The 16,177-nt window shown below is 38.3% G+C and carries 12 protein-coding genes; 6 read left to right on the top strand and 6 right to left on the bottom strand.

Going from position 1 to position 16,177, the window contains the following annotated elements:
• Positions 1-151: 151 nt before the first annotated feature.
• Together EMK97_RS04500 and EMK97_RS04495 are read left to right on the top strand one after the other, a co-directional pair.
• Complete coding sequence (locus tag EMK97_RS04500; protein WP_130599839.1) at positions 152-2,197, top strand: MHYT domain-containing protein; 2,046 nt, start codon at positions 152-154, stop codon at positions 2,195-2,197.
• Entirely contained in the window at positions 2,194-3,324 is a 1,131-nt protein-coding gene (locus EMK97_RS04495; RefSeq protein WP_130599837.1) for an HDOD domain-containing protein, read from the top strand. Before EMK97_RS04500 ends, EMK97_RS04495 begins: the two co-directional genes overlap by 4 nt.
• Positions 3,325-3,643: 319 nt before the next feature.
• On the opposite strand, the gene EMK97_RS04490 is transcribed toward EMK97_RS04495, so the two are convergent.
• Both EMK97_RS04490 and EMK97_RS04485 read right to left on the bottom strand, forming a co-directional pair.
• Positions 3,644-4,789: an HD domain-containing phosphohydrolase gene (locus EMK97_RS04490; protein ID WP_130599834.1), complete on the bottom strand. Its 1,146-nt coding sequence runs from the start codon at positions 4,787-4,789 to the stop codon at positions 3,644-3,646.
• A gap of 287 nt (positions 4,790-5,076) precedes the next feature.
• The gene (locus EMK97_RS04485; RefSeq protein WP_130599832.1) at positions 5,077-5,976 is read right to left on the bottom strand and encodes a LysR family transcriptional regulator; all 900 of its coding nucleotides are present in this window, start codon (positions 5,974-5,976) and stop codon (positions 5,077-5,079) included.
• A gap of 143 nt (positions 5,977-6,119) precedes the next feature.
• Between EMK97_RS04485 and EMK97_RS04480 the strand changes: the two genes are divergently transcribed.
• The 4 genes from EMK97_RS04480 to EMK97_RS04465 all read left to right on the top strand — a co-directional run bounded on the left by EMK97_RS04480 (position 6,120) and on the right by EMK97_RS04465 (position 12,100).
• Positions 6,120-6,644, top strand: a complete 525-nt coding sequence (locus EMK97_RS04480) for an NADPH-dependent FMN reductase (protein ID WP_130599830.1) — start codon at positions 6,120-6,122, stop codon at positions 6,642-6,644.
• 749 nt (positions 6,645-7,393) lie between these two features.
• Complete coding sequence (locus EMK97_RS04475) at positions 7,394-9,280, top strand: diguanylate cyclase domain-containing protein (RefSeq protein WP_130599828.1); 1,887 nt, start codon at positions 7,394-7,396, stop codon at positions 9,278-9,280.
• 149 nt (positions 9,281-9,429) lie between these two features.
• A complete protein-coding gene (gene glnS / locus EMK97_RS04470) occupies positions 9,430-11,100 on the top strand; it encodes a glutamine--tRNA ligase (protein WP_130599826.1) in 1,671 nt (556 codons plus the stop codon).
• Positions 11,101-11,254: 154 nt separating this feature from the next.
• On the top strand, positions 11,255-12,100 hold the full coding sequence (locus EMK97_RS04465) for a hypothetical protein (RefSeq protein ID WP_246028881.1): 846 nt from the start codon (positions 11,255-11,257) through the stop codon (positions 12,098-12,100).
• Between the two features lie 107 nt (positions 12,101-12,207).
• Here the strand turns inward: EMK97_RS04465 and ilvN are convergent, their stop codons facing one another.
• From ilvN to EMK97_RS04445, 4 genes are all read right to left on the bottom strand, one after another.
• Positions 12,208-12,705, bottom strand: coding sequence for an acetolactate synthase small subunit (ilvN, locus tag EMK97_RS04460; RefSeq protein ID WP_130599824.1), 498 nt, complete (start codon positions 12,703-12,705; stop codon positions 12,208-12,210).
• A complete protein-coding gene (locus tag EMK97_RS04455) occupies positions 12,705-14,432 on the bottom strand; it encodes an acetolactate synthase 3 large subunit (protein WP_130599822.1) in 1,728 nt (575 codons plus the stop codon). Before EMK97_RS04455 ends, ilvN begins: the two co-directional genes overlap by 1 nt.
• Before the next feature lie 420 nt (positions 14,433-14,852).
• Positions 14,853-15,566, bottom strand: a complete 714-nt coding sequence (locus tag EMK97_RS04450) for a DUF3379 family protein (protein ID WP_130599819.1) — start codon at positions 15,564-15,566, stop codon at positions 14,853-14,855.
• Positions 15,559-16,074: a sigma-70 family RNA polymerase sigma factor gene (locus EMK97_RS04445; protein ID WP_130599817.1), complete on the bottom strand. Its 516-nt coding sequence runs from the start codon at positions 16,072-16,074 to the stop codon at positions 15,559-15,561. The genes EMK97_RS04450 and EMK97_RS04445 overlap by 8 nt, the downstream gene beginning before the upstream one ends.
• Positions 16,075-16,177: the final 103 nt, after the last annotated feature.

Raw genomic sequence — 16,177 nt, 5'->3', positions numbered from 1 at the left:
ATAAAGCTGAATTAACCGACAATTTTTATCAAAATAGCCATAGCGGTTAGCTTGTAGATTAGATTGGAAGTTTCTCTGTAGGAGCTTGTGATTGTTACTTATTGTCCTAAACTAATATTAATAGGGATAAAAGCTAGATAAGGATATTGATATGTTTGAATTTTGGCGCTTTAAAGTCATTGATGAAACACAGTACCAGCTACTCGGCTCAGAATTTAATTTTCCTTTAGTTTTTCTTTCCATTGTTGTTGCTATTTTAGCTTCATATTCAACCTTGGTTGTGCTTGATCGGGTATGGTCCTCTGATAATAAAAATATTATTCGATTTTGGTTGTTATTTGGTAGTTTTGTTTTGGGCATTGGTGTATGGGCAATGCATTTCACTGGCATGCTTGCCTATATTATGCCTGTTGAAATGTCTTTTGACCCATTAACAACAACTATTTCAGTCTTACCTATTTTTATTGGCGCTTATTTCACCTTAAGACAGATTACCCTTTACAAGTTTGATTTCCTTAATATTCAGTTATCTGCGTTATCCTTAGCTTTAGGCATAGGCACTATGCATTTTATTGGTATGGAAGCTATGCTATCAAACGCATTGATGGTTTATAACTTACCACTGTTTTTAGCGTCTATTCTCGTTGCTTATGTCTTAGCCAGTATTACCTTATACCTTGTTGCACTTGAAACCAAAACAAACAAACATAAGTGGCTTGTACGTATTTTATGTTCATCTGTTATGGGAGCAACGATCTCGAGCATGCACTATATGGCTATGGTGTCGGTTAGTTTTTACGTGTCTGAGAAAATAGGAACTACCCCCATGGATGCCATGGGACATGGGTCGTTTGTTATTCCTGTCGCTATTGCCGGCATTATTTCCGTCTTAGTGATCACAACCGTTTTGTGTGCCTTGATCGATAAGCGCTTACAAGCAGCTGAACTGTCTGCAAAAGAGAGTGCTATAAGAGAAAAAGATATTGTTGAGCATTTACCTGATGGCTTGTTATTAATTGATCCTGAAGGACAAATCGTCTCTGCTAATACCGCCGCACAAAATATGTTTAATTTAACAGGGCAAGCAATTAAGCAATTAAAAATTGAGCAGTTAGTACCAGCAGTAACTTACTCTAAATTAGTCGATGATGTGGTGTTATTTGATCATGAGTTATTAGGACAAACTGTTGTTATTGATGGCATTAAAAAAAATGGTGAGACTTTTCCAATAGAAGCACATTTTTCAAAAATGACACTCGTGATTGATTTTCAGGTGATGTTTAGTTGTGTAATGCGAGATATTACTGAGCGGCTGTTATTGGAAAAGCAACTTTACCAAGCACAAAAATTAGAGTCTATTGGTCAGCTAGCGGCAGGTATTGCTCATGAAATTAATACGCCGACTCAATATGTTATCGATAATACCTCATTTTTAGAGTCGAGCTTTACCGGCATTGCACCGGTTATAAGGCAGTGCCAAGCATTAATCGCTTGCAATGATGGTGAACTAAAGACAAGCGAGCTAGAGCAGCTTCAAGCATTAATTGAGCAAGCGGATGTAGATTTTTTACTTGAAGAAATTCCTATGGCGCTCTCTCAATCGCTTGAAGGTTTACATCGTATTTCTACCATAGTTAAAGCAATGAAGTCCTTTTCTCACCCCAGTAAGGGAGAAATGCAGCTAACCAGCCTTGCTGAAGCGATTGATACTACTATTACCGTTGCAAGAAATGAATGGCGTTATATTGCAGAATTAACAACACACTTTGATGAGAATATACCTAAAGTAAATTGTGTTCGTGATGAGTTAAATCAGGTCTTTTTAAATATCATTGTCAATGCGGCTCATGCCATTGAAGAGAAAGCTAAAACGCGCGACTCGTATAAAGGAGAGATAAAAATATCCACCTATCAAAATGATACATTTGTCATTATCGAAATTTGTGATAATGGTGCTGGTATGACAGAAGAGGTACAAGCGCGAATATTTGACCCTTTTTATACCACAAAAGGTGTTGGCAAAGGCACGGGGCAAGGGCTAAGTTTGGCATATTCGGTTATTGTTGAAAGGCACCAAGGAAAAATAGATGTTAATAGCATATTAGGCGAGGGCAGCACTTTTATTATTTCCCTCCCCATTCGTTGTGAAAGTACTCAAGTGCTAGAGGATGTTGAAACGCTGGAGGGATTAATATGAGGGTCATGTTTGTTGATGATGAACGTATGATTTTAAGCGGCTTAAAACGAGCATTTTTTCGTAATGACTGGCAAATTTACTATGCTGACAGCGCCGAGTTAGCTTTGAAGTTATTGCAAAAGCAAGCGGTTGACTTTGTTGTTTCAGATATGAGAATGCCAGGCCTGGATGGTGCTGCGCTTTTAACAAAAGTAGCCGATCTTTATCCGCAAACTGTGCGTATTATTTTATCAGGTCATTCTGATGAAGAGGCGTCAAAAAGAGCGAGTTTTGTCGCACATCAATGGCTAAGTAAGCCGTGTCAGCCCCAGCATATCGAAGCGTTACTCAATCAAATCTATAAAACTCGTAATGCCTTACCTAATCAGCGAGTGCAACAAGTGGTTGGCGAAATTAAATCATTGCCAGCAGCTCCTCGTGTTTATATGCAGATTAATGCCTTTATTAAAGAGGATGCCACCGATATGCAGAAAATTTCTACTATTATTGCCCAAGAGCCAGCTTTGGTCGCCAAAATATTACAGCTAACCAATACTTCATTTTTTGCTAATGCTAAGCATGTTGAGAGTTTAACTGAAGCGATTACAAGACTGGGGTTAGAGTTAGTCTGTAGTATTGTTATGGCGGCGGAAACTTATTCTCAGCTTGATGATAATTCGGGATTTTCGGTGTCAGATGAACAAAAACATTGTCTGTCTACTGCTCGATTTGCTGCTACTATGGTTGAGCCTGGCATACGTCAAGAAGCGGTATTGGTTGGCTTATTGCACAATATTGGTAAGTTTATTTTATACAAGGTCTCGCCTGATGCTATGGCGGAATACTTGCAAAGATGTAAGGCAGATGATGATAATATTGCTCTAGAGCATGAGTTGTTTCACACTGATCATACGCAATTAGCGGGTTATTTATTACACTTATGGAATTTCTCTTACAGCTTGATTGAAAATATTGTTTTACATCATAGCCCTGAAAAATTAATGGCGTCTCACTTTGGCTCTGGGGCTGCTGTCTATGTTGCCAGCCGTCTACTTAGAAGACAGCCTATCGAACCGGCATTTATCGAGCATTTTGCCTTAGCAGATAAACTAGAAAAATGGCAATCACAAGTGACTAAGTATAATTAACTTCAGCCCCATCTAAGCTATGCGTATCTAGTAGCTATTGTTACTGGCTTCTGCGTTATTTTGATGTGAAATAGTCAGCTATTTCTACTTCAAAAAGCCTTAAATTCAGACAGAATATCTAACTAATCTGAACTCGGTTTAAGAGATAAGTTAACCGTTTGAAATATCGATAGTTAGTCTGCATATGTATTCTCTAGCTTGATAATTGGACTTAATTCAAGGCAAATTTCGCGTCAATAGCCAGCCTATTGCAAGTAAATTTAACGCCGAAGTAAGTTAAAGTAGCTGCTAGAGAGCTATTTATTAGGCCGAGCTCAGGTTAACTAGCTTGGCAAACCGTTACTTTGGTATTGCTTTTTAATGCGCCATTTTCTACGCAATGAGCAATAATACGCTGTAATGCTTCCGTTATTTCCTGTCCTTTTGTGATAACCACTAAGCCTGTTTTGGTGCAAATGTCTTCTTGAATGATCATTTGCTCTTTTAGTTCGCTAAGGTTAATTAATTTTTGGCTTAGTTCTGAAGTGGCACAGACAGATTCTTTAAATGCTTTGAGTATATTGGGATCGTAATATTGATTCTGTTCATCAAGGGCTAAGCAGGCTTGATTGGTGGATGAGCCGGCTCTTTTAAAGCGTAAATAATCAATCACTATTTTTAACATTCTGGCGCCATAAGGGATATCTTCGCCTTTTACATCATCATGTGGCACACCTTCACCATTAAAACATTTTTCTTGATATAAAATGGTATGAGCTATGGTATTCATTCTAGGAATTTTTCTAATAAGATCAGCTGCTAAACAAGGGTGTCGCTCGATCATTTGTCGTTGCTCAAGTGACAAGGTATCGTCACTTTCTCCTTGATTTAGCGTATTATCAGGAAACATCACATAACCAAGCTGAGAGAGCTGGATCATAGGTTCAAAGCTCCAGGATACTGGATAGTTGAGTGTTTTTGCTAACGCTAGCATGTGTTTTTTAATTTGTACTGTATGAGCGAAGATTTTTGGATTGACTATGGTAAGCACTTCAGAGAGTACATTTAATGTTCTTTTTAAGGTTTTATTGAGCAGTATTTTTTCGGCGATAACTAAATTATATTGCTCAATCCCAGCCTCAATCGCTTGAGTTAATGCTTGGTGGCTACATGGCTTATTAATAAATCGAAATATATCGCCAATATGTAAGGCGTCAATAGCTGTTTTTTGATCAACATTGCCCGTTAACATAATGCGTACGGTATTAGGGGATTTCTTTTTGACTTCTTGGAGTAGTTCAACACCATTCATCACGGGCATCTGCATATCAGTAATGATCACGGCATACTTATTCTTGTTGTCTATTAGCTTTAATGCCTCTTCACCACTTTGAGCTAGATCAAAGTCGAAAAGCCCTCGAAGGTTTCGCCGAAATGAATTGAGAATATTGATCTCATCATCCACTAATAAAATTTTATGGCTCATAGTTGCGCGAACTCCAGAAGTTTTTGCTAAGAAAAGATTTCATTGAAAATCCTTATTCAATAACTGAGGTGAGGAGAAAAATGTCTACGATATCTTGAGTTTATGCCGTAAATGGCATTTATGCAATTTTCTATTTTTTATCAGTATTCTGTTTAATTAACTTAAACTTTGCATAAGAAATTTTAACCTAGGGATAACTGGCTATTTCTCTGCAAAATAACACAGAATTAAGAGAAAAATAACGACTATAAACGCATGGCTTATGTGACGCTTTATTGATGCTCTGGTTAAATAAAAGCATTAACCAGGGCATCAATAAAGCTTCTAACTTTTGCTGACAGATGTTTACGGCTGGGGTAAAGGGCATAAACATTGATTTCAGTTTCAATATAGTCAGGAAAAAGCACTGCTAATTGACCTGACTTTAACGCTGCGTCAAGACAAAAGCTAGGTAGCCGACAAATACCGTGTCCGTCTAACACCATGGCGAGTTCCATTTGCGAGCTGTTACACAAAATATGCTGTTTTACATCAACAGATACCGTTGAGCCATCTTTTTTGTCGTATTGCCAGCGACTTGGGTTTTTTAAATTACTATAACAAATACACTGGTGTTGGCTGAGTTGTTCTGGTGAGCTAGGTTTACCATGCGTTTTTATATATTCGTGTGAGGCTATAGTATAACTTTGACAGCTATATATTTTTCGATAAATTAAGCTTGATTCGTTGAGCTCTCGCGTTGCTCTAATGACAAGATCGTAACCATCTTGAACTACATCGACATGACGATCACTAAAATCTATATCAAGAGAGACTTTAGGGTTTGCTTTTGCGTAGCTTGATAATATTGGCTGTAAATAGTCTAAGCCAAACGAGATTGGGCAGCTAATTTTTAATGTGCCTCTAGGCTCTTTGTTATTTTGATTAATATCTAATAGTGATGATTCTGCATCTTCTATTAATTGCTCACACTGCTCAAAGTAAAGCTTACCTTCAGGGGTTAAGCTAATGGAGCGTGTGGTTCTATTGAGCAACCTAACCCCTAAGCGTGCTTCTAGCTTGTTTATTTCTTTACTTATAAATGAGGTTGAATGGTTACTTATCTGGGCTGCCGCAGTAAAACTGCCTGCAGTGACCACTTGATGAAAAATAACAATACCGTCAAAAAGTTTAGTATTAGAAGTCATATGGAAAAAGTGATTTAACTATTGAGTTATTAATTACATATAAAGCTTAATGTACACTAGTTTCAAATGAAAAACAGCTGGTAAGCGAATTGAGTAAAACGCAACGACCAGTGTCAGTATCTTATGAACAATAAGGAATTATTATGAAAGTATTAGCATTTGCAGCCAGTAACAGTACTAAGTCAATCAACAAACAATTAGCAAGTTATGCCGCATCGTTAGTTCCTGATGCAGAAGTAGAGTTATTAGATATTAATGATTATGAAATGCCCATTTTTAGTCAGGATAGGGAAGAGCAGCTAGGTCAACCTGAACAGGCTAAGCAATTTTACGCTAAATTAGGTGCAGCTGATGCCATTATTATTTCTTTTGCTGAGCATAATGGCTCTTATACCGCGGCATATAAAAATTTATTTGATTGGACATCACGCATTGATATGGGCGTTTATCAGAATAAGCCGATGTTATTATTAGCAACTTCACCAGGCCCAGGTGGTGCCGCAAGTGTTCTTGCTGCGGCCAATGGCTCAGCTAAGTTCTTTGCCGCAGATGTTAGAGCAAGCCTGTCGATCCCTAGCTTTTTTGATAATTTTGATATGGAAAAGCAAGCGTTAACTGATCCTGCACTAAAACAGCAGTTGCTTGAGGCGGTGGCAAAATTAACCTGAACTCACCTTGATATCAGTGTAGATTAATGGTTTAGCTTTCAAACTGTTAACTTATCTCTTAAAGCGTGTTTAAGTTAAGGTAATTTTCTCCATCATAAATTTCATGCAAGTTTAATTGGCACTAATGATTTACTTTAAGCAAATGATTAGTGCTTTTTACCCTTCTTAGTTAAATACTTGTATTCTAAGCCTGCTTTAGTGCAATAATTCATTCAATAAAATGTTGACCAAGTGTTCAATCGGTAGTCTTATTTTTGTTATAATTTTGCCAAACAAGACATAGCCCCTAAAATATTTTACTTACATACTGTTCTCATAAACTATAGTTATACCAAGTGAAATAGTTAATTCAATTGGTATTATACCAAGTGAAAAAGTGATTTGCTCTCTCAGCGAGAATTAAAGGGTTTAGAGGCAAGGCGCTGGATGAAAAGAATGGTTATTCAGGAGAATGTGCTCCTGCATTCTCTAATATGCTGCATCCATGCAGCGTCCTTGTTAAGTTCAGTAACGCAGCATGTAAGCCTTTTAAACTCGCCCTTTGGGAGCTTGTCAGAGGCAAGATAACAGCGGCAGATTTGTTCAATGTAGATAACTATATTGTCACAATATCTTTCTTGTTATCTCACCTCTGACATAGCTCTGAGATGACTAAAGCATTATTTCAATTGGTATTATATTTGATTATCTTCTTTGGCTGTGTGCTCAGTAATGCTCAAATTTGTATTAGGTAGACCCCGAGTTATTTAATGAAGTTTTTAACTGCTAATAGAAATCTATTGCTGTTGGCCTTCTTGCCAACCTTGGCGATTGTCGTTTTCGCGTTTATAACTGTTCAACATGCACTCAAAACGCTTGATAAGAGTGACTATGCCATTAAGTTAATTGAATTAAGCTTAGTGAATAATGCGCTTGTGCATGAAGTGCAAAAAGAGCGAGGCATGAGTAATGTTTATTTTTATAGCCAAGGGCAGCAATTTGCTGAGCAATTAGTCGCTCAACGTAAACTCACCAATATAGCCTTAGTAAATCGTAATCAATTTATTGAGCAGCAATTAGGTGTTCCTGCTGTAGCTAAAGAAATTATAGCCCTTGTAGGTATTAAAGACTTAGCAAGTCAGCGCAATGGCATTGATGAATTTGCCTTGTCATCAAAAGAGATCATTTACTATTATAGTCAGCTTAACAAACAGCTGATTGATACCATATTACAGGCGATTAAATTGTCCAGTGATGCTGCCGTCAACAATCTACTGCATGCCTATTATAGTTTAGTGATGAGTAAAGAGCTTGCCGGAATTGAGCGAGCTTATTTGGCTGATATAGATAGTGCTCAGGGCTTCACTGCAAAGAAATTGACAGCCATCACGCGTATTAGAGCCATGGAAGAATCGCACCTTGCATTATTTGAACAGCTAGCAGAAGCGAATATTGTTCGTTTTTATCAGCAAGCAATGCAGCATGAATCTTTTGCGAAAATTGCCAAGCTGCGCCAACTTCCCCTTAATAGCATTGAAAGTGATACTTGGTTTAGCGATGCTACACAGCGTATTAATCAGCTGCAAGCGCTTGAAACTGAAATAACGGCTAATTTATTAACAAAACTTAATAAGCTTAACTCAAGCGCACATAATCGTTTATGGTTTAGTGTCGTTTACGGCGCATTATCTATTGTGCTTATTTTGATACTGGTGATTAAACTATTAATTAATCGTGCTAATGAGCACCGTTATCAAGAGCAGCTTGAAGCGAAAACAGAGGCGCTCAATTTATTTAAACTTGTGGTTGATAACTCCTTAAATGGTGTCGTCATTACTTCACCTGAAGGAAAAATCAACTATGTCAATAAACACTTTTGTAGCATGTCTGGTTATCGGGAAGAAGAGCTAATTGGCAAAAACCCTCGTATGTGGAGTTCAGGCGACACCAGTGTGTCAACATATCGACAGCTATATACTACTATCACTCAAGGAAATTACTGGCAAGGTGAGTTACGAAATAAGCGCAAAGATAGCCAGTTATATTGGACAAACACCACCATATTTCCGGTTAAGTCGCAAGTAAATGAAATTGTTAACTTTGTTTGCATACAAAAAGATGTTACTCAGCAAAAGCACGATAAAGAAACCATTGAGCATTTAGTTAATCATGATACCTTAACCGGTTTACCCTCACTGCGTTTAGGCAAGGATAGGCTAGAGCAGGCGATTTTATCAGCGCAGCGTCATAACTTAGTGGCAGCGGTGATGTTTTTTGACTTGGATGGCTTTAAAGAAGTGAATGACCAATTTGGTCATGCGGCAGGCGATCACGTATTAATTACCACGGGGCAACGTATTGTTGCTCAGTTAAGACAAACAGATACGGTGGCTCGCATTGGCGGGGATGAATATATCGTGGTGATGACCAATATTAAGCATGTTAAAGCGATAGAGCAGGTGGCTAAAAAAGTGATTGAAGCCGTTAAGCAGCCGGTTTACTTTAACGAGCATGCGCTGTATGTCACCGCAAGCATAGGTATTTCTCAATACCCGCGTCATGGCACCACAGGTGCTGAATTATTAGCAAAAGCAGATCAGGCCATGTATGCGATAAAAGGTGTTGGTAAAAATAATTACTCCATTTATGCTGATTAAACAATCTAAATCGTACGCAGGTAATGCCTGCCAGTTAAATTACTTTAATCTATTATCAAATGCTATTCGATACAGTTAACACTTGATATAATGCCTGAACTAATTCTTAATAGAATCTTATCTGTTTATTTTTCTGAGGTTATTTTTAAATGTCGGATACTGAAAACCGTCCAAGTAATTTTATTCGCCAAATTATTGATGCTGACCTAGCAAGTGGTAAGCACACCAGTGTGCAAACGCGATTTCCACCTGAGCCAAATGGTTTTTTACATATAGGCCATGCGAAAGCTATTTGCCTAAACTTTGGTATTGCGCAAGATTATCAAGGACAGTGTAACTTACGATTTGATGACACTAACCCTGAAAAAGAAGATATCGACTACGTTAATGCCATTCAAGAAGACGTTAAGTGGTTAGGATTTGAGTGGGCGGGTGATGTTCATTACTCTTCTGATTATTTTGAGCAATTGCATGGTTATGCTGTTGAATTGATTGAAAAAGGCTTAGCTTATGTGTGTTTCTTAAATGCTGAAGAAACACGTGAGTACCGTGGTACTTTAAACAAGCCAGGAAAGAACAGCCCATATCGAGATACCAGTGTTGAAGAAAACTTAGCCTTGTTTGAAAAAATGAGAAACGGTGAGTTTGAAGAAGGTGTATGTGCACTTAGAGCAAAGATTGATATGAGCTCGAGCTTTATGTGTATGCGTGATCCAGTTATCTATCGTGTTCGCTTTGCTCATCATCATCAAACAGGTGATAAGTGGTGTATTTATCCTATGTATGATTTTACCCACTGTTTATCGGATGCTATTGAAAATATCACGCACTCAATTTGTACCTTAGAGTTTCAGGATAACCGTCGTTTATATGACTGGGTTATTGAAAACACGTCTGTACCAGCAACACCGCATCAGTACGAGTTCTCACGCTTAAATCTTGAATATACTTTAATGAGTAAGCGCAAGTTAAATACACTTGTTGAAGAGAAGTTAGTGGACGGTTGGGATGATCCTCGTATGCCAACCATTGCAGCATTTCGACGTCGTGGTTACACACCAGCATCAATGCGAGAATTTGCTAAGCGAATTGGTGTAACGAAAATGGATAACACCGTTGAAATGAGTGTGTTAGAAGCCTGTATTCGTGAAGATCTTAATGATAATGCACCACGCGCTATGGCGGTGTTAGAGCCAATTAAATTGGTTATTGAAAATTACCCTGAAGGGCAATTAGAAGAGTTAACCGTTAAGAATCACCCAAGCGATGAAAGTCAAGGAACGCGTATTGTACCGTTTTCAAGAGAGCTTTTAATTGAAGCAGAAGACTTTAAAGAAGAAGCGAATAAAAAGTACAAACGCTTAGTGTTGGGTAAAGCGGTTCGTTTACGCGGTGCTTATGTTGTCACAGCAACACGTTGCGATAAAGATGAGCAAGGTAATGTCACCACGGTTTACTGTACTTATGATCCTGAAACGTTAGGCAAAAATCCAAGTGATGGTACTAAGCCCAAAGGTGTTATCCACTGGGTAGAGGAAACGAAAGCCTTAGATGCTACCGTGCGTTTATACGATAGATTATTTACCGTACCAAACCCTGCAGCTTCAGATGATTTTCATTCAGTTATCAACCCTGAGTCATTAATTACACTTGAAACTGCTAAGGTAGAGCCAGCATTAGCTGAAGCAAAACCTGAGCAAGCTTATCAATTTGAGCGTCAAGGGTATTTTTGTTTAGATAACCGTATTGATGAGCCTGGTAAGTTAGTATTCAATAGAACGGTTGGTTTACGCGATACTTGGGCGAAAATTTCTGGTTAATTAAACCATTGAGTTATTTCACTTGGTATTAAACAAAAGCCTGCTATTAATTTTTTAATAGCAGGCTTTTTTGTGTCATCTTTAGCTGGTATAAGTGTTTATCAATAGGTTTATCTTATAGTAAGCTGATTAATTAGAGTGATCTTTTTTACGGATGAAATTAAGTAAAAAAATTAATGTTTATGCCGCTTTATGGCTAGTTTTATCATGGATACCATCGGCTTTTGCAGAAGAAGTTGAGCTGGTTCATTATGCGTATGCTAATTATTTAGGCAGTGGTATTTACCGGACTACAGGGCAAAATGCTAGCTTGATCAATTTGCCCTTTTCTTATGAAGTCGCGCGAGAAGAAAAGCTAACATATGGCTTAAGGCTACCTTTGTCGCTGGGGTTCTTTGACTTTTCGCTGTCCGATTTGCCCGGTTTAGAGTTTCCTGATGAAGTCGGAACATTCACCTTTACACCGGGCATTGCAGCAAGTTATCAGTATAGTGATAACTTAGTGATTGAAAGCTATTTGGATTTTGGCTACGCAAGAAACTTAAGCACTAATCGTAATGTCAGTGTGCATTCTGCTGGTCTTTCTAGTTTGTATTACTTTAATGTCGCAAATTATGATGCCATTTGGGCAAGCCGAGTATATTATGCCGCTTATAATGGCAATGGCTTTGATGCCAATGACTCTTATGCTGCGATTCAAATGGGGGCTGAACTTGGTCTACCTTATAAATATCAATTACTTGGTTACACTTATCAGCCTAGACTATTTGTGACTTCATTTTGGTATTTTAGTGAAGTCGACTTTTTATCTCATAAGCAGTTTGCCAATGTTGATGATAGCAATAACATTACTTTAAGTAATAGTTTTGAAGCGGGGGTAACGATGAAGTTTGATCAAGTGTTAGGTTACTCATGGCTTGGCATCGAGCGTTTGGGGATCAGTTATCGTTTTAGTGAGCAGTTTAGCGCCTTTAGATTACTGTTTAGTTTTCCTATTTAATCACAACTTAATTGCTATAACACTTAGCTGAATCGTGAAGAATTGCTAAGAAAAATAGTTGGCAAGAAAAAGAGGTGCAGAGCGCACCTCTTTGTTACTATGAAAATTTATATTCTCAGTGCTTTTTCACCTCGAGCAATACCAACAGTACCAGAGCGAACCGCTTCAATAATTTCAGTTTCGTTCTTTAAGGTCTCGATAAAGGCATTAAGCTTTTCGGCATCACCAGTAAGTTGTACCGTGTAAATTTGCTTGCCAATATCAACAATAGAGCCACGGAAAATATCGGTTATACGCTTTACTTCTGTACGAGACTTATCACTCATAGCGGCAACTTTAACCAGTAACAGTTCACGCTCTAAGTGGCTTCTGTCGGTAATATCAGTGATCTTGATAACATCAATAAGCTTGTTTACTTGTTTTACAATTTGTTCAAGTATCTTGTCATCGCCTTTAGTGGCAATGGTCATACGCGATAACGAGCTGTCTTCTGTTGGCGCAACCGTTAAGCTTTCGATATTAAACGCGCGTTGTGAAAATAACCCGACAATACGTGATAGTGAGCCTGGCTCGTTTTCCATTAATATTGCTAAAATACGACGCATTATGCTTTTACTCCTTTGGCTAACCACATATCATCGATTGCACCAGTGCGAATATGCATTGGGTAAACATGTTCTTTTTCATCAACTAATACATCAACAAAAACTAGCTTGTTCTTAATACTAAAGGCTTGCTCTAGCTTGCTGTCTAGTTCATCTAATGTATCGATTTGAATACCAACATGGCCATAAGACTCGGCTAATTTACAAAAATCAGGTAATGACTCCATATAAGATGAAGAATGTCTGCCGCCATAAACCATATCTTGCCACTGGCGCACCATACCTAATGAGCGGTTATTCAAGGCAACAATAACTACAGGTAAGTTGTACTGCATACAAGTAGAAAGCTCTTGAATGTTCATTTGGATTGAACCATCACCAGTAATACAAATTACGTGCTTATCAGGGAAGGCTAATTTGGCGCCCATAGCAGCAGGTAAGCCAAAGCCCATGGTGCCAGCACCGCCAGAATTAATCCACTGACGTGGCTTTTCAAAGGCGTAGTACTGTGCAGCAAACATTTGATGCTGACCTACATCAGAAGCAATATAAGCTTCGCCGTTGGTAATTCTATACATGGCTTCAACAACGCGTTGCGGTTTGATTTTCTCATCTGGTTTTTGGGTATAGCTGATACTTTTCATATCACGCCATAAGTTAATTTGCTGCCACCATTGTGATAATGCTTCTTCATCTGGTTCAAATTCACTTGCTTTTAGCTCATCTAAAATTTGCTGAATAACTACATCAACTAAGCCAACAACAGGCACGTGAGCATTAATGGTTTTTGAAATTGAGGTCGGATCAATATCGACATGAATAATGGTGGCGTTCGGACAGAACTTTTCAACGTTATTCGTTACGCGATCATCAAATCTTGCACCCAGTGCTAGGATGACATCGGCATTAGCCATAGATTTATTGGCCTCTAAGCTACCGTGCATACCTAACATACCAATAAAGTTATCATGGGTTCCTGAAATACCACCTAGACCCATTAACGTATTGGTAATAGGAGCTTTTAAAGTTTCAACTAATTCAGTTAATAGCGCTGAGGCATCCGATAAAACAATGCCGCCGCCAGAATAAACCACCAGCCTTTTAGCTTCTTTAATGGTTTTAACGGCTTTACGTATTTGCTTAGGGTGACCCTTAACATTTGGATTATATGAACGCATTTTTACATCAGTATTAATGCTGAAAGTACCGGTATTTTGTGGGATCAAAATATCTTTTGGTAGCTCAACCACAACTGGCCCTGGGCGACCCGTGCTGGCGATATAAAACGCTTTAGCAATGGCGTCAGGAATATCTGCTAGTGTTCTGCAGTTAAAGCTGTGTTTGATAATAGGGCGAGTACAGCCAACAATATCGGTTTCCTGAAAGGCATCATTACCAATCAGGGAAGTAGCAACTTGACCTGCTAACACTACCATAGGGATTGAATCCATGTAAGCGGTTGCTATGCCGGTAACACAGTTGGTTGCGCCGGGACCTGATGTGGCTAGTACAACGCCTACTTCACCGGTTGCACGAGCATAACCGTCTGCCATGTGGGTTGCTGCTTGTTCATGGCGTACTAAAATGTGTTCTATTTCATCTTGTTGAAAAATAGCATCATATATATCGAGTACCGAGCCTCCAGGGTAACCAAATATATATTTTACGTTTAGTGCGGATAATGATTTTACTACCATTTCTGCACCGCTAAAAAGCTGTTCTGTCATAGGGTCACCTTGGCTCTATTTATCAATAAATATGTAAAGTTTAATAATTCTTAGTACTAAAATGGCTAATTACTTAGCGCTTAATTCATTTGCTATAAGTACAAAAAACCCCCGGTCTAAACTAGAGCGGGGGTTGGTAAATTCTTTTTGTTAGAAACTTTTTTTCAACACAACCTAACCCCGCAGTGATTTGACAACCACTACCACAGAGAGTAAGACGACGAGGACGTTGATTAATTTCATTTATGCAATTAAGTTTCGGTTAACAATTTATATAGCACTATTTTTAAAGGCTTTAGCTATTAGTGTCAACCAATAAATACATAAATGATGAAAATATTAATAATAAATTTAAGCTTATCTTATTGACTGGTTATAAACAGGATAAGCTTAGTTAGAGCTGTTGTGATTGAAAATGACCTAAATAGACCAAGAAAGCGTATTATTTAGTGTGCTTTGCCAAGTTGATAATTGCTCATTTTTATCACCAATAACAATCACGTTAGCATTGTCGAATTTAAGTGATTCACCAAATAACTGTGTATCATTAAACTTTGAGCTAAATGCCAACTCTTCATTTTTAGGGACGACAAACACAGTGACAGGGCTTGTTTTACCTTGAAATACCAAGTGCAGACTTCTCATACCATCAAAGCGACAAAAATCAGCAAAGAGTAATTCACCAACTTGTTCGCTAAAGCTACCGTTAAAGTCTGCCATTTTCTCATTAAGTGATGTTAAGCTAACGCGCTCTTTATCATTGTTAGAGAAGTAACCTTGTTCATGATAAACATGAGCTAGTGCGTGATCGCCTAAATTAGAATAAGCACTAGAAAATTGCACAAAGTTAATTAATAGGCCTGCAATAACAGCAACAGAGGCTGCTAGTGCTAAATGTATACGCTTTTTGCGTTTGTGCATTTGATGACTTGCTAGGGTTTGTCTAAGAATAAGTTTGTTAGATAAATCCTCAGGTACAGGCACATTTAGCGCACTGGCTATTTTATCGTCTAATTGAGCCAACTCTTTAGCAAATTGCTTTTTCGCTGGATCATTTTGTTGTGCTGCCAGTATCTCTTCATCTTGGCTTTTTGGATCGGCGTAGATACTACGTCTAAATTGTAACTCATCCATTATTTAAACCTCGTTGCTCTGGCTCAGCCTCTATGGCTTCTTTCAATTGATTTCGTGCTCTAAATAAGCGTGTCATTACTGTGTTTTTGTTAAGTTTTAAAATTTTAGCGATATCTTCGCCGCTAAAACCGCCTAATACTTGCAGTACCAAAGGCTCTGAGTACTCCATGGGTAATTGGGCAATTTTATCCCGCAGCCATTGGTTTTCCATATCCTGCTCATTGCTGAGCGACTGTGTGTCAGTTATATTGGCTTCGTCAAACTCTCCCATATCAAAGCGTTTTCGCTCAAACCGTCTGGCGTTTTCTCTGCGTAATATTGTTATTAACCATGATTTTGCCGCTTTTTCATCTTTTAGCGAGTCGAGAGCACGCCAAGCGCGCAGAAAGGTTTCTTGAACCAAGTCCTCAGCTACTTGCTTATCTCGACAAAGCCAATAGGCATAGCGGTATAAATCACCATGTAGCGCCTTAACAAGCGCTTCGTATCTAACTTGTTTTGTAATCATATTATTAGAGACCTGCGAGGGTTTAACTCTATTTCAGAAAAACTGAATTAATTGCAAAATAATTTTAGTATAGCTAACGCTCATCAAAATATTTGATGAGCGC

This window comes from Litorilituus sediminis (assembly GCF_004295665.1).
Classification (GTDB): Bacteria; Pseudomonadota; Gammaproteobacteria; order Enterobacterales; family Alteromonadaceae; genus Colwellia; species Colwellia sediminis.
Note: the sequence above shows the minus strand (reverse complement) of the source record. Positions and strands in the feature narration are given on the sequence as shown.

What these genes read in the sequence shown, in the direction of transcription:
- EMK97_RS04500 (WP_130599839.1), top strand. Translation starts at nt 152, where the DNA reads ATGTTTGAATTTTGGCGCTTTAAAGTCATTGATGAAACACAGTACCAG.
- EMK97_RS04495 (WP_130599837.1), top strand. Translation starts at nt 2,194, where the DNA reads ATGAGGGTCATGTTTGTTGATGATGAACGTATGATTTTAAGCGGCTTA.
- EMK97_RS04490 (WP_130599834.1), bottom strand. Translation starts at nt 4,789, where the DNA reads ATGAGCCATAAAATTTTATTAGTGGATGATGAGATCAATATTCTCAAT.
- EMK97_RS04485 (WP_130599832.1), bottom strand. Translation starts at nt 5,976, where the DNA reads ATGACTTCTAATACTAAACTTTTTGACGGTATTGTTATTTTTCATCAA.
- EMK97_RS04480 (WP_130599830.1), top strand. Translation starts at nt 6,120, where the DNA reads ATGAAAGTATTAGCATTTGCAGCCAGTAACAGTACTAAGTCAATCAAC.
- EMK97_RS04475 (WP_130599828.1), top strand. Translation starts at nt 7,394, where the DNA reads ATGAAGTTTTTAACTGCTAATAGAAATCTATTGCTGTTGGCCTTCTTG.
- glnS (WP_130599826.1), top strand. Translation starts at nt 9,430, where the DNA reads ATGTCGGATACTGAAAACCGTCCAAGTAATTTTATTCGCCAAATTATT.
- EMK97_RS04465 (WP_246028881.1), top strand. Translation starts at nt 11,255, where the DNA reads ATGAAATTAAGTAAAAAAATTAATGTTTATGCCGCTTTATGGCTAGTT.
- ilvN (WP_130599824.1), bottom strand. Translation starts at nt 12,705, where the DNA reads ATGCGTCGTATTTTAGCAATATTAATGGAAAACGAGCCAGGCTCACTA.
- EMK97_RS04455 (WP_130599822.1), bottom strand. Translation starts at nt 14,432, where the DNA reads ATGACAGAACAGCTTTTTAGCGGTGCAGAAATGGTAGTAAAATCATTA.
- EMK97_RS04450 (WP_130599819.1), bottom strand. Translation starts at nt 15,566, where the DNA reads ATGGATGAGTTACAATTTAGACGTAGTATCTACGCCGATCCAAAAAGC.
- EMK97_RS04445 (WP_130599817.1), bottom strand. Translation starts at nt 16,074, where the DNA reads ATGATTACAAAACAAGTTAGATACGAAGCGCTTGTTAAGGCGCTACAT.